This is a genomic window from Proteus genomosp. 4 str. ATCC 51469 (assembly GCF_003144375.1).
In the GTDB taxonomy this organism is placed as follows: Bacteria; Pseudomonadota; Gammaproteobacteria; order Enterobacterales; family Enterobacteriaceae; genus Proteus.
Genome location: NZ_PENV01000013.1, coordinates 74,830 through 89,456, shown reverse-complemented (window position 1 = coordinate 89,456; position 14,627 = coordinate 74,830). Strand labels below are relative to the sequence as shown.

Genomic DNA, 14,627 nt, shown 5'->3' with positions numbered 1-14,627 from the left:
ATGTTCGAACAACGCGTAAATTCAGACGTACTAACAGTTGCCACCGTAAATTCACAAGATCAGGTGACCCAAAAACCTTTACGTGACTCAGTTAAACAAGCACTGAAGAACTATTTTGCTCAATTAAACGGTCAAGATGTTAATGACTTATATGAGCTAGTATTGGCTGAAGTTGAACAGCCATTGTTGGACATGGTAATGCAGTACACCCGTGGCAACCAAACGCGTGCAGCACAAATGATGGGCATTAACCGCGGCACACTGCGTAAGAAACTGAAAAAATACGGCATGAACTGATCCTAGTCAGTTAAGTCTATTTTTATAAAAAGCCTTTTCTGGTTTTCCAGAAAAGGCTTTTTTGTTGCTTGTTCTTCACGCTTTATCTATAAAGTTAATGAGCATGTTACCATATTCGGTAACATAGCATCATGTTACCATATTTGGTAACATGTTATTCATGCCATAAAATCATAAGAGCCAAAAGATGAATAAAGACATCATAAGTGTCATTACAGGCGATATTATCGATTCTAAAAATATCTCCATCCCAAACTATGACCTGATGCTCTACACTTTGGAGCAGACAGTTCAATTACTCTCAGAACAGTTACCAATTAAATATGATCGATACCGCGGTGATTCTTTCCAGATTGTTTGCTTACAAGCAGGGGATGCTATCAAAGTCGCTATTGTCATCCAATTAGCACTAAAAACGTCAAATCTAGAAATCAGTGCTCGTCAAAGTATTGGCATCGGCAAAATTGACTCATTGCGTAATGATGTAAGAACCTCAATTGGTGAGGCCTTTATTTTATCTGGCGAAGGACTCGATAAAATGAAAGATGAAATTTTGACAATATCGACATCTAGCTCAGATTTTCAACAAAATATTACCTTAGTTACTAAGTATTTAAATATACAACTCAAAGAAATTACTCGAGCACAAGCGCAAGTTTTACTTAAATACATGGTCAATAAAGATAAATCTCACTATGCTATCGCTGATGAATTAAAAAAATCGAGAAGTAATATTACTAGATTATTAAATGCTAGCCACTACCAGTTAATAGATGAATATATTCAATACTTTAATTATTTAATTAACAAGGTTTATTGATATGTATAATTTCGCGCTTCTTATTTCTCTCTATATTGCTCATATTGCTTTTGATTTTTATTTACAACCTAAAGCATGGATAGAAGCGCGAAATACTCTACATTACAAATCTAAAAAACTTTACCTACACTCGCTACTGCAAGGAGGGATAACCTTTATTATTCTAGTTTTAATGACGGAGATAAGTTTTGGTTCTATTTTTATTTACAGTGTAACTGTATTAATAACACACTATCTTTTTGATCTTGGAAAATCCTATACTGATAACTCTTTAAGATGGTTTATTACTGATCAAGCTCTTCATTTATTCGTAATTACCTTTTTATGGATAATATTGATTGATCAAAATACTCAGATATTCCATGAACTTAGTTTTAAAAACATTAACTATAAATATTTGATTGTTATTCTTGCCTACATCATTATTTTAAAGCCGATTTCCATCCTTATTTATATGTTACTCAAAAAATGGACACCTGTCGCAGAGGAAGGCTCAACGCTCGTTTCTGCTGGTCAATCTATTGGTTATTTGGAAAGAATGCTTATTTTAACTTTCATTCTTTTAAACCAATTTGCAGCAATTGGTTTTTTACTAGCAGCCAAATCTATATTTAGATTTGGTGAGTTACAAAATGACCAAGATAAAAAACTAACAGAATATGTTATGTTGGGTACACTTATTAGCTTTAGCATCTCCATCCTTACTGGGCTTGCCACAACATACCTAGTAACTCAATTACCCATAGGTAAATAACCCATCAACTGTCTGAAATAAACGTTATATTCTCTGATGGAAACCCTGCCGGAAATGACTGGCAACATATTCGTTTTGATAACACACCTTCTAAAAATCCCGTCAGATTTTCTGCAATAAACTCTACCTCAGAGGCTCTGGATGGAATAATCGCTATTGTCCATAAATTGCTATTATTGGATGAAACAACCCAAAAAAGCGTATCTCCATTATCTGTCTCCCCAATAGGCAAAAGCCCATTACTTTTAGGGTACAGATGAAAAGTATAATAATCAGGATCGTCCTGTATTAACGAATCAAAATCCTTAAGGATTGCCTCTTTTTGCTGAAAGAAATTAAGATAGTCATCCTCACTAAATGGATTAAACAACGTAATAAAATTGGCTATTTGCCCTGATCCATATTGTGAAACAAATTCAATATAGTCTTGAGGAAAGGTGTATTGATTATCAATAAATGGCCACTCCTTACCTTCTCCTCGATTTATCGGACATAAAGGTATTGGTAACCACTGATTTAACGCAGTTAACATTCTATCCTCACTAATTTGATATCCATTTTATCGCTCAATTTATGGTATTTTGTCTTTACCATCTTTTTATCATAACTCAGCCCATTTTTATCACTTTAGCTACGTGATAGAAATGTGACACGAATAAGACCATAATAATGACAACACCTTCACATACCATTACTTTTATTGATAGTGCTTATCCTAAACCTCATGCAATCAAAGAATTTGCCTGGTCTGGACGATTAGATAAACATGGGCAACTTTGGTTTGATCTTCACCTTAGAAGTGCTGATTATTATTTAAGTGAGGGTGAGGATTATTGTGCAGATATAGATGATGATGAGTCAGAGGATGAACAAGAATATACCAGCCTTGCACACTGGCAAGATCAAATCGTTTGGGATAATTATCACTGCTGTACTCTCTCTTCCACTTATTGGTCTGACGATCAAGGTATTTTACTCAGCACAGGAAATACACCGTTCGATTTTGATAGCTTTATTCATCATCAATTTAATGTTGATATTGTTCCTCAAATTAATAGTGATACCGATGAGGATGAAGAAAGAGCAGAAGTCCCAGCTTTTAGTCTTTATTTATTAGGTCATGATGAGTGTACAAATCATCGAATTACCTTTCAACGCCAGAAAAATAATACTTTTCATATTGACTGGACAGGTAAAATTGCACTGACTTATGCGGGCTTCGATGAATTTATTCATCAGTTTATTGCAAGATTAGAAAATATTTCTTTTGATGGTTTTTATTTTCCTAAATCTTGGGATTTAGATAAAGCAACGATTGAGTTTAAAAAAGTGCTTGCTCATTTTGAACACTATGAATTCACATTAATTAACCCTAAAAGCCAAATCAAACAATGGAAATTGAGTTATATAGGTGGATCTAAACCGTAAAATTACCTATTTCTAATACTAGTATCAATATTCTATTTAGATAAACATTCCTTTACTAAAAGTTAATGTTTATCTTTATCAGTGAGTTATAAACAATATTATTTTTTATAAGATATAACAATAATAATCATTAACATAAAGTCGTATCTCACATTTTATCTCAACGACACTATTAAGAAACATTTTTCACCCACACTTCCTAAATAACAAAAATTATATTTTGTTTATATTAAATATTTATTATTTAAATCATGGTTTACAAAATGCGTAATTAAACTGTATCTATTAAAAGTCAATATCATGTATTATCTTCGCCATTATTGTTCTCCCTTTAGGTACTATGATGTCTAGCAATTCAGAAATTGACTATTCCAATAATGAATCAAAAAATATCTGTTTTTATATCATGCTATTAATAGGGGCACCTAGTTTTATCGTGCCGGAGTTATCCTTTTTTACTTTACCTATTATTATGTTTTCATCTGTTGCCTATTTTATCTATTTCCTTATTTCTGAAGGTCATGCATCAGAGATAGTTTGGGGGATACTAAAAGGCTTTTTGATCATTATTGTTGCCAGCATTATTCCTTTTATTGGGCCTATTATCCTGATTGGCTGGATAATTTATAATATTGCCAAGGCCGTGGACAGTATAAAAAGTCTTTTTCCTGAAGCCATTTTTAGTATCATTCTCTATGCTTGCTTGGCTTATCCCTTAATTGATTTATTAGCCAGTCGTTATGAAATTAATTATATTCCTCGTATCATTGCTGGTCTTATTTATGTTGTTGTCGCATTTAACTACAATAATCGATTAAAAAAACAAGCCTCATCGACCAAAGATCAACTCTTTAAACTTTCATTAATGTGGATCTCTGCCCCTCTTATCGCCATCTTAATTATTACCATTGTTTCAGCAGTACGTTCAGCCTTTAGAACAGTGATCAGTACAACCACTTCTCCTATTCGAGTGACACAAAACGTCTCAGGTTATGTGCGTGGTGACACAATTGTCAGCAATTACACTCGTGAAGTTTCCAGAACAATTACCACTACCACAACTTCAATATTGCCAGGAGCCGGTGCTGTGACCGCTTCTGTTGCGGGAAACCTTACGCCTAAACAGCAAGATAATACCTCAAAAACATCATCCGAAGTCACCTATATGTCTCTGGCTAAAGTGACTGAATATCAAACAAATAAAGACCAACATTTTTATCATCATAGCGACTTAGATAATAAAAAAATAATACACTTCTATCAAAAAGCGATGAATGTATTGGGTGAACCGTTATTCAATAAAAACGATATTCGCTATTATTTTGATGAAACGGTATTTGGTAAAGGTGATCATGGTGTTGTCTTAACAGAAGATGGCGTTTACTGCGTTCTGAGTAAATTATATGACTCTTTTTATCTTCCTTACGATGATATTGAGAATGTGATTGTCAAAGGAAAAATATCTAAAGAGATTGTTATTACTGATAAAAATAGCGAAATCTATACCATTACATTGACGCAATCGAACAAAGGTGCAGAAAAAATAGCACAACTTATTCGTGAATTTAGCTGTCTTTCATAACATAGCTATTTTCTCGTTTTTTTATTAAGGCAATGAACATCTTTAAATCTGTTTATTGCCTTATTTTATGATGAGCCTCTTTATCCATCATTAATGACCTTCTTGATATCCCTTACTGACACTCCTAACAATGCGCGTACTCCACATTCAAACGCTGTAAATAAAATTTAAATTGCCAATATAGGCATTTGTTTATACAAATATTGTCTATACAATAGACAATATTTATGTTTATCAGGGAATTACAATGACTGCCTTACCTCGAAAAAAAACATGGCAGATTGTCCTTACTATTATTTTAGTTGGGATAAACTTACGCCCCTTTTTAACTGGCCCAGGCCCTGTTATTGACAATATTATTGCTTCAACAGGAATGAGTTATAGCCAAGTCTCATTACTCACGCTATTACCCATGCTTTTAATGGGAATAGGTGCATTAATCGTTCCTTTTTTACAATCTTATATCCAAGTACGTAAAGGGCTGTTAGTGGCGATGTTGATGCTACTTATAGGCTCATTTTCTCGTGCTTATGTTTCTGATGGTCATCAACTATTACTGACAGCACTCTTTTGTGGTTTAAGTGTCGCTTATATTCAAGCGGTATTTCCTGGCATTATTAAAGGATGGTTTGGAAATAGAACACCTATTATGATGGGGTTATATTCCGCCATGTTAATGGGAGGAGGCGCACTAGGTGCTCAACTTTCCCCTATTCTCACCGCCCCCGATGGCCATTGGCAAAGTGCTTTGGCATGGTTTGCGCTTCCTGCTGGTTTTGCATTTGTTGCTATTCTTTTTTCTATAAAAAATAGCGCCACCTCTGCCAATAAAATATCACTAAATACCTTAATTTGGCGTCCTAGAACAGGGTTACTTATCTTAGGGTTTGGTTGTGTTAATGCAGGATATGCTTCAGTGGTGACATGGCTAGCACCTTTCTATCAATCGCTAGGAATGCCAAGCGCCCAAAGTGGCTCTCTAGTCGCTATCCTTTCCCTTTTTCAAGCATCAGCAGCATTAATTATTCCATTTTTAGCGGCTAAAAATCACGATCGGCGTTTTTGGCTAATGCTGACATTAATAAGCCAATTTATCGGATTTGGCGCAATAATGACGATCCCCATGAGTGCGCCTTATCTTTGGAGTATTTTCTTAGGCTGTGGCTTAGGCGGATGTTTTTCCATGATGATGATCGTCGCACTCGATCATATCCCTGATCCCGCGCAAGCTGGTGCACTATCAGCATTAATGCAAGGTGGCGGTTTTATTATTGCCGCATTTGGACCATTGGTTGCTGTACTATTGCGCCAACCTGATGGAAGCTTTACTTATGCATGGGCGTTTCATGCCATTTTAGTGATTATTACGATAGGATTATTTTCACGATTAAACCCACGCCATTACGCAAAAGCCTATCCCGCCAATCACTCTATTTAATCATTTATAAAAAATACACAGATAAAATAAGCGCCTTACTTTTAACAGATAAGGCGCTTATTAAAGAGATAATCAAATATTACTTATGGAGATGATTAAGCAACAATATGTGTTCCTGTTTCACCTTTTAAAGCAGAAGCCAATTTTTCTGGCGTTGTGATAATCACTCTTTTTCCACCAGCAGCTAAAAATGACAAACTCGCTTCAATTTTAGGAAGCATACTGCCCGGAGGGAAATGGCCTTCATGCATATATTGAGTCATTTCTTCAACCGACGTTTCACCTAATGCTTTTTGTTCTGGTTTACCGAAATGAATACAGACTTTTTCAACACCTGTTGTGATGATAAGAATATCTGCATGTAATTCTTTTGCGAGCAATGTTGATGACAGATCTTTATCAATCACGGCATCAACACTTTGGTAATTTCCTTGCTCATTTTTAATGACCGGAATACCACCGCCCCCTACAGCAATCACAACATAGCCACATTCTGATAATGATTTAATTGCATTAGATTCAATTACATGCTGTGGAATAGGAGAAGCAACAACACGACGATAACCACGACCAGAATCTTCAACAAAATACCATTGAGGATTTTCTTGTTGTAATTGCATCATCTCTTGTTCAGAGAAAAATGCACCAATAGGTTTTGTCGGAGAAACAAAATTAGGATCGTTTTTATCTACTTCAACTTGTGTGATAAGGGTGATCGCTTGTTTATTTTGTTGAACACGAAGCTTATTAGTTAACGCTTGTTGTATTAAATAACCAATACCCCCTTGTGTGTCGGCAACACAATTGGCTAATGGTGTTAATGGTAAACCTTCTTGTACATGTGCAACTTCCGCACGGCGTAAATCAAGCCCGACTTGTGGTCCATTGCCATGAGTAAGAACAATATTATACCCTTCAGCCACCATATCACTAATATGGGTTGCAACCTCTTGTACTGCTTGTTCTTGATGAGCGATAGACTGGCTAGCATTGTCTTTAATAATACTGTTGCCTCCAATGGCAACAACAACGAGTTCTTTCATGTTTCACTCTCAATGATATTATTGGCAATTAAAGTAGAAATAATTCACCTCTACTCTCAGAGGTTGGGTTAATAAGGTCACCATATCGCTAACCACTTCCCCCATTTTTATTTTTTAATGAGATAAGCATTATCGTATTGAACAATATCTATTCATTAATTGCGCAGAATAATAACAGAGAATGTAAATAAAACACCTATTACTCAATATTTCCCTTATTTAATTTCAGTAAATAGAATGAGGAAGAGAGGAGATAAGAGGCGTCATCAAACAGCTCAATAACGCCTTATTCAGTACAAATAAGCGGGATAGTTAGTACTTTTTCATTTTGCTACATCATAAATATCCTGTTGATAAACATCAGGCATATCGGTAATTAGCATATCAACCCCCCATTGTTCAAAGTCTTTTACTTCTTCAGGATCATTCGGGGTATAACAATAAATTTCATAGCCTGCTTGTTTTAACAATTGCGCTTGTTCTTGTGTGAGGTACTTATAATTACAATGCACACTAAAACCATCAATAGCTTTTAATGTTTCTAACGCATTATCGGGGATCTCATCCCATAATTGCCCTCTTCGAATAAAAGGCAAATATCGCTTCATCACAATTAGAGCTTGTGTATCAAAAGAAGAAAATAAAATTTGCTCATTCGGAATATCTGCACTTTTTATCATATCAGAGACGGCTAAACATAAGCGTTCAATATCATCATCGGGCCATGTTTTCAGCTCAATATTGAGTTTTGTACCTGAACGCTTAATTAACTGTAGTCCTTGTCTTAAAGAGGGAATTTTCTCACCTTGATAAAGTGAACTAAACCAACTTCCTGCATCAAGACGATGTAGATCATCTAAGGTATGAAAACGCACAGCACCTTGCCCATTCGTGCAACGATTAACCGTTTTATCATGAATAAGCACAGGAACATAATCTGCCGTTAATTGCACATCCGTCTCAATCCATTCACACCCAAAATCAATCGCCATTTTAAATGCAGCTAACGTATTTTCAGGGGCTTTTCCAGAAAAACCTCGGTGAGCAGCTATCTTCATTTCTCTCTCCTTTTCATTTGTGCCGACATCATGACAATCATTTATGACAGCAATTTGACAGTCACACCATCAATAACTCTTCATTTAATTGTCACCCCTTTGTCATAAATGACATTTAGGGTAATTCGCAAACTAGATTGCACCTTTAACTCTCGATTTAAAAGGAAATACTGCATGTCGATAAAATCAATAACGGGCTTTGCTGTTGCGATGACACTCTTTGCTTCACCTACACACGCAAAAACACAAATTGAATGGTGGCATGCTATGGGAGGAGCGCTTGGTCAGAAAGTTAATCAAATCGCTTCTGATTTTAATGCAAGCCAATCTGAATATGAGATAAAGCCTGTTTATAAAGGCACTTATGCTGAAACTATGACCAGTGCAGTAGCTTCGTTTCGTGCTAAAAACCAACCTGCTATTGTGCAAGTCTTTGAAGTCGGTACAGCCAGCATGATGGGCGCTAAAAAAGCCGTTTTTCCGGTTTATCAATTAATGGAAAAAACTAACGAGCCTTTTGATCCTAATAGTTATCTATCTACAGTCACCGGCTATTACACCACAAGCGATGGCAAAATGATGTCACTGCCCTTTAATAGCTCAACACCTGTGCTTTATTACAACAAGGTTCTGTTTAAAAAAGCAGGTATCGATAAACCGCCTAGAACATGGAAAGAGATGGAAGTCGTGTCGCAAAAATTGCTCGACTCAGGTGTGAAATGTGGCTTTACCACCACATGGCAATCATGGACACAAATCGAAAACTTTGGGGCACGTAATAATTTGCCTATTGCGACAAAAAATAATGGTTTTGATGGCTTAGATACGACGTTTCTATTTAATAAATCTCCTTTCGTTGCTCATATTCAACAAATGGCAGATTGGTCTAAATCAGGTATTTTCAAATATGGCGGACGTCAATCTGATTCAATGCCTCTATTTTACACCCAAGAGTGCGCCATGGTGATGGAATCATCCGCCGGTTTTGCTGGTATTAAAGAGAATATGAAAGGCATTGATATTGGTGTTAGCCAATTGCCTTATGACGATACGCTTGTACAAAAACCCGCTAACACCATTATTGGTGGTGCTTCGTTATGGGTTATGTCAGGACGTCCTGAAGCGGAATATAACGGTGTAGCGAAATTCTTCACCTATCTTTCAAGCCCTGAAGTACAAGCTGACTGGCACCAAGCTACAGGTTATCTTCCTGTTACTAAAGCCGCTTACGCATTGACACAACAACAAGGCTTTTATCAGCAAAATCCAGGGGCTGACACCGCAATATTACAAATGACAACCTCAGAACCGACTGCAAACTCTAAAGGATTACGCTTTGGTAATTTCTTACAAACACGCGAAATTGTTGATGAAGAATTAGAAAAAGTATGGTCAGGAAAACAGAGTGCTCAAGCTGCATTGGATAATGCTGTCACACGTGGAAATGAGCAATTACGCCGTTTTGAACGTACTCAATAATCATATTTATCAGGCGAGCTTAACAGCTCGCCTTCTGTTTTTATCGATTTACTGGATACTGTATGGCTTCTCAATCCATTTATTTTAAACAAAAATGGTTACCTCTAGCGCTGATTTTTCCTCAACTGGCTATCACACTTATCTTTTTTATTTGGCCTGCTGGGCAAGCTTTCTTTCAGTCATTTCAATTAGAAGATGCGTTTGGCCTGAGTAGCGAGTTTGTTGGTCTCGAAAACTTTCAGCGTTTATTTAGCAATAGTTACTATTTTGACAGTTTAATCACCACATTGATTTTTAGTACCAGCGTTGTCTTTCTCTCTATGTTATCTGCGCTTGTTTTAGCTGGCATTGCTGAGCAAATTTTACGAGGCAAACTGTTTTATCGTACGATCTTAATTTCACCCTATGCCATTGCGCCAGTTATCGCGGGTTTTCTTTGGTTATTTATGCTTGATCCTACGATTGGCGTATTAAGCCAATTATTAAAACAGATAGGCATTAATTGGGAGCCCGTACTGAATACACATCATGCTATGTGGATGGTGATTTTAACTGCGACATGGAAACAAGTGAGTTATAACTTTTTATTTTTCCTCGCTGCCTTGCAATCTGTGCCTAAATCACTATTAGAAGCAGCCGCTATTGATGGCAGTGGGCCTATTAAACGCTTTATCACAATAAGCTTTCCGCTTATTTCACCGACCACTTTTTTCTTACTGGTAGTGAATTTTGCCTACGCCTTTTTTGATACTTTCGCCATTATTCATGCCATGACACAGGGAGGCCCCGGAAGTAGCACATCAACATTAGTGTATAAAGTCTATAACGATGGTTTTGTAGGATTAGATTTAGGCTCTTCAGCCGCACAATCCGTTATCTTAATGTTTATTGTCGCGATATTAACCGTGATCCAGTTTCGTTATGTTGAAAAAAAGGTGGCTTACTGATGGTTGAACGCAGACCTTTATTTCACGCTTTTTGCCACTTAATCCTCATTGTTGGCATTCTTTCTGTCGCATTTCCTGTATGGATAGCGCTTGTCGCTACAACACATCAAAATACCGAATTTGCCACAGGATCGCCTCTTTGGTTCGGCACTGAAGGTTTCAGTATTTTTAAAACCCTATTGTCACAAGCGGGTACAACACAAAATAGTGCGATTTCAATTAACAGTATGTTGTTGAATTCATTAATCATGGCGTTAGTGATCACTATCGGAAAATTAATAATTTCAATTTTATCAGCCTATGCTGTTGTATTCTTTCGCTTTCCGGGCCGTATGCTTGCCTTTTGGACTATCTTTTTTACATTAATGCTGCCTGTTGAAGTTCGTATTATGCCAACATTTGAGGTTGTTACTAACCTTAATATGCTGAACTCTTATGCAGGACTAACCATTCCATTAATTGCCAGCGCTACTGCTACTTTTTTATTTCGGCAATTTTTTCTTACTATCACCCCAGAGCTTATTGAAGCAGCCAAAATTGATGGCGCGGGTCCGATAAGATTCTTTTTCACCATCTTACTTCCTCTTTCACGTACTAATATAGCCGCCTTGTTTGTTATCACATTTATTTATGGCTGGAACCAATATCTTTGGCCAATGCTTATCACTACAGATACCCACTATTACACTATTGTGATGGGTATTAAACAGATGGTTGCGGTTTCCGATGGTGTTATTGAATGGAATAAAATTATGGCAACCACATTAATTGCGATGTTGCCTCCTGTCTTTATCGTCATTCTGATGCAAAGAGCCTTTGTAAAAGGCTTTATTGATACGGAGAAATAACATGACAACCGTCACTCTTACTGATTTAGAAAAGCGTTATCCAAATGGTCATCAAGCTATTTCAAAATTAAATCTTTCTATTGAGCAAGGCGAAATGGTGGTATTAGTCGGCCCTAGCGGTTGTGGTAAATCGACATTACTGCGAATGATTGCGGGATTAGAAACCATTACACAAGGTGATTTACTTATTGATAATTTGCGTGTTAATGAACACGAACCCAGTGAGCGTGATATCGCCATGGTTTTTCAAAACTATGCTCTTTATCCCCACATGTCGGTTTATAACAACATGGCATATGGCTTGCGTAATCGAAAAACACCAAAAGCAAAGATTGAAGAACTTGTCACAAATGCAGCTCAAATGCTGGAAATCAGCCATTTACTTGATAGAAAACCTAAAGAGCTATCAGGTGGGCAACGACAACGTGTAGCAATGGGCAGAGCCATTGTCCGTAAACCTAAAGTCTTTTTATTTGATGAGCCACTCTCTAACCTTGATGCAAAATTACGTGTACAAATGCGCCTTGAGATAAAAAAGCTACAACGAAAACTCTCTACGACTTCGATCTATGTTACTCACGATCAAGTTGAAGCTATGACATTAGCCGATAAGTTGGTGGTGCTAAATCAAGGAAATATAGAACAAGTAGGTACACCGTTAGATATTTATGAAAGCCCTGCTTCCGTGTTTGTTGCTACTTTTATGGGTTCTCCTGCAATGAATATTTTAGACACTTCCATTAATCATGGTGTAATTGAAATCGCTGATGGGCACATTGCTGTTTCATCTCAGCACCTTCCTTATCAAGCAATTAAACTAGGTTTACGCCCTGAACATTTACTTATTAGTCGCCAGCATCCTATGTTCCATGTTGATGTTGAATTTATTGAAGCATTAGGTGCTGATGTTTTAATTTACGCCACAACCTGTGATAAACAAAAACAACCCGTTGTTATTCGCGCACCGAACGATCATGGTGTTAATATTGGCCACAAAATAGGTCTTACTATTCATCCTGAAAACCTACATTTCTTTGATGAGCAAACAGGAAAACGTATTAATCGCCCTTTTATGATCATCAGTGAATTAATGGTTTCATAAAATATTGATATCATTTTTTCATTTTCAGTTTAATCTGAATAGCGATGTGTAGAGCATCGCTATTTATTTAAAACAAAGCAATAAATATCAAAAATATAAACTTTGTCAGAATTAAACAAATAAAACCAGCTCTAAATACAGTGTTATTTTGATAATATTCTAAATAAATAAAAAACAACATCACTTACACTTAAAGTAAGTACAATTAAATGTTTTATATAATATTTAACCAACAAAGCTTATCTTTTTAAACTTAACCCACCAATTAATTATCTTAATTTTAAACAAGTTAAATTTATTAATCCGTTTTTTCGTCATGTTAAGGAAAGAAATAATAATACATTTTTTACTAAGAAAAGAAAAAACATATATTGAGATAATATTTTTTCATAAAATGCCTATATTGCACCAATAGATAAGCACTGTTATTCTTCTGCTCGAATTTGATCTGCACTTATATAAACTGCCAAGCAGAAAAGGACTTAATTAAAAAATGAAAATTAAATTACTTGCTACAGTGATGGTATCAGCAGCACTACTCTCTGGTTGTCAAAACCTCAATACCGATATGCTGACTAAATCAGGAACCCAACTTTTCCAAGCTGCAACATTAAGCGATGATGATATCAAAGCACTCACCAATGATGCATGTAAAGAGATGGATGCCCAAAATAAAGTCGCACCAGCCAATAGCACTTACACCAAACGCTTAAATAATATCGCTAAAGCGTTAGGTAGTGAAGTTAATGGCACTCCAGTAAATTACAAAGTTTACATGACTAAAGATGTGAACGCATGGGCTATGGCTAACGGTTGTGTTCGTGTTTATAGTGGTTTAATGGACATGATGACTGATAACGAAGTTGAAGGCGTTTTAGGTCACGAAATGGGTCATGTTGCTTTAGGCCATACCCGTAAAGCAATCCAAGTTGCTCACGCAACAGTTGCAGCACGTACTGCAGCAGCATCAGCGGGTGGCGTTGCAGCACAATTAAGCAGCTCACAATTAGCTGAAATGGGTCAGAAATTAATTAATGCTCAATTCTCACAACATCAAGAAACTGAAGCCGATAATTTCTCTTATGATCTGCTAACAAAACGTGGCGTTAATACAGCAGGACTGGTTACAGGTTTTGAAAAACTCGCTAAATTAGGTGGCGGTGATTCAAGTATGTTTGATTCTCACCCACCATCAAAAGAGCGTGCTGATAATATCCGTAATCGCATCGCTGCAGATAAAAAATAATGACCTTGCCCCTATATCTAATGATATGGGGGTTTTCTTTTCAGGTTTATTTATTACGACTGACGAAAACTATCCACAACATCGGTAAAAAAGCGTTTAATCGTCTGCTTTTCTTGCTGATCATATTGCTCAAATAGCGCAGACCATTTAGCTTGAGATTGTTGATGCAACACCTCATGAGCATGAAAAAGACGCTCTCCCTCAGCAGTTAAGATAAAAAATATTTCTTTTTGATTATCTGCCAACTTTATTTTTTCAATAGCCCCCTTTTTTTGTAGGCGGCTACAAATTTTTGAAACAGCCCCTCGAGTCATCGCCATATATTCACTAATAGTCGTCAGATTTCTCATGCTCTCCTCACCAATACAATGAATAACATGTAACTCTGTAAGTGAATAATTCTCTAATCCCTTCTCTTCTAATACTTTTTTATGCTCCTCATTGACATGTTCATCTTTAAGATGCAAGAAATCACTTAACCCTTTTAACAAGTCTTGTGTTGTTACATTCTCTTTTGTCATTTTGTTTCCTTGGAAAAAATATTTAAAAAATAGTACCAAAAGTATTTACAACAATCAAAATATC

15 protein-coding genes are annotated in these 14,627 nt (G+C 36.3%); 11 read left to right on the top strand and 4 right to left on the bottom strand.

Annotated elements, in window-relative coordinates:
- From fis to DK866_RS12910, 3 genes are all read left to right on the top strand, one after another.
- Entirely contained in the window at positions 1-297 is a 297-nt protein-coding gene (gene fis / locus DK866_RS12920; protein ID WP_004245342.1) for a DNA-binding transcriptional regulator Fis, read from the top strand.
- A 187-nt stretch (positions 298-484) separates the two neighbouring features.
- A complete protein-coding gene (locus DK866_RS12915; RefSeq protein WP_109409243.1) occupies positions 485-1,117 on the top strand; it encodes a hypothetical protein in 633 nt (210 codons plus the stop codon).
- Position 1,118: 1 nt separating this feature from the next.
- Entirely contained in the window at positions 1,119-1,871 is a 753-nt protein-coding gene (locus tag DK866_RS12910) for a DUF3307 domain-containing protein (protein ID WP_109409242.1), read from the top strand.
- Between the two features lie 4 nt (positions 1,872-1,875).
- Here DK866_RS12910 and DK866_RS12905 read toward each other — a convergent pair whose 3' ends face one another.
- Positions 1,876-2,403 (bottom strand): SMI1/KNR4 family protein, encoded by a 528-nt coding sequence (locus DK866_RS12905; protein WP_109409241.1) that lies wholly within the window; start codon positions 2,401-2,403, stop codon positions 1,876-1,878.
- A gap of 137 nt (positions 2,404-2,540) precedes the next feature.
- Here DK866_RS12905 and DK866_RS12900 point away from each other — a divergent pair, with 137 nt between their 5' ends.
- The 3 genes from DK866_RS12900 (at position 2,541) to DK866_RS12890 (ending at position 6,319) form a co-directional block, all read left to right on the top strand.
- The gene (locus DK866_RS12900; protein ID WP_109409240.1) at positions 2,541-3,299 is read left to right on the top strand and encodes a hypothetical protein; all 759 of its coding nucleotides are present in this window, start codon (positions 2,541-2,543) and stop codon (positions 3,297-3,299) included.
- Between the two features lie 343 nt (positions 3,300-3,642).
- Positions 3,643-4,881 carry a hypothetical protein gene (locus DK866_RS12895; RefSeq protein ID WP_109409239.1) on the top strand — a complete coding sequence of 413 codons (1,239 nt, stop codon included), beginning with the start codon at positions 3,643-3,645 and terminating at the stop codon, positions 4,879-4,881.
- A gap of 247 nt (positions 4,882-5,128) precedes the next feature.
- Complete coding sequence (locus DK866_RS12890; RefSeq protein WP_109409238.1) at positions 5,129-6,319, top strand: cyanate transporter; 1,191 nt, start codon at positions 5,129-5,131, stop codon at positions 6,317-6,319.
- 95 nt (positions 6,320-6,414) lie between these two features.
- On the opposite strand, the gene DK866_RS12885 is transcribed toward DK866_RS12890, so the two are convergent.
- A complete protein-coding gene (locus tag DK866_RS12885; protein ID WP_109409237.1) occupies positions 6,415-7,362 on the bottom strand; it encodes a carbamate kinase family protein in 948 nt (315 codons plus the stop codon).
- A gap of 323 nt (positions 7,363-7,685) precedes the next feature.
- Positions 7,686-8,420 carry a glycerophosphoryl diester phosphodiesterase gene (locus tag DK866_RS12880; RefSeq protein WP_109409236.1) on the bottom strand — a complete coding sequence of 245 codons (735 nt, stop codon included), beginning with the start codon at positions 8,418-8,420 and terminating at the stop codon, positions 7,686-7,688.
- A gap of 174 nt (positions 8,421-8,594) precedes the next feature.
- On the opposite strand from DK866_RS12880, the gene ugpB reads away from it, so the two are divergent.
- From ugpB to DK866_RS12855, 5 genes are all read left to right on the top strand, one after another.
- Positions 8,595-9,899, top strand: coding sequence for a sn-glycerol-3-phosphate ABC transporter substrate-binding protein UgpB (gene ugpB, locus DK866_RS12875; RefSeq protein ID WP_109409235.1), 1,305 nt, complete (start codon positions 8,595-8,597; stop codon positions 9,897-9,899).
- Positions 9,900-9,961: 62 nt separating this feature from the next.
- The gene (gene ugpA / locus DK866_RS12870; RefSeq protein WP_109409234.1) at positions 9,962-10,846 is read left to right on the top strand and encodes a sn-glycerol-3-phosphate ABC transporter permease UgpA; all 885 of its coding nucleotides are present in this window, start codon (positions 9,962-9,964) and stop codon (positions 10,844-10,846) included.
- Positions 10,846-11,694 carry a sn-glycerol-3-phosphate ABC transporter permease UgpE gene (gene ugpE, locus DK866_RS12865; RefSeq protein ID WP_109409233.1) on the top strand — a complete coding sequence of 283 codons (849 nt, stop codon included), beginning with the start codon at positions 10,846-10,848 and terminating at the stop codon, positions 11,692-11,694. Before ugpA ends, ugpE begins: the two co-directional genes overlap by 1 nt.
- 1 nt (position 11,695) lies before the next feature.
- Entirely contained in the window at positions 11,696-12,796 is a 1,101-nt protein-coding gene (locus DK866_RS12860) for a sn-glycerol-3-phosphate import ATP-binding protein UgpC (protein WP_109409232.1), read from the top strand.
- A gap of 493 nt (positions 12,797-13,289) precedes the next feature.
- Entirely contained in the window at positions 13,290-14,042 is a 753-nt protein-coding gene (locus DK866_RS12855; RefSeq protein ID WP_072069806.1) for a M48 family metallopeptidase, read from the top strand.
- Positions 14,043-14,095: 53 nt separating this feature from the next.
- On the opposite strand, the gene DK866_RS12850 is transcribed toward DK866_RS12855, so the two are convergent.
- Positions 14,096-14,563, bottom strand: a complete 468-nt coding sequence (locus DK866_RS12850; protein WP_109409231.1) for a MarR family winged helix-turn-helix transcriptional regulator — start codon at positions 14,561-14,563, stop codon at positions 14,096-14,098.
- Between the last annotated feature and the right edge of the window lie 64 nt (positions 14,564-14,627).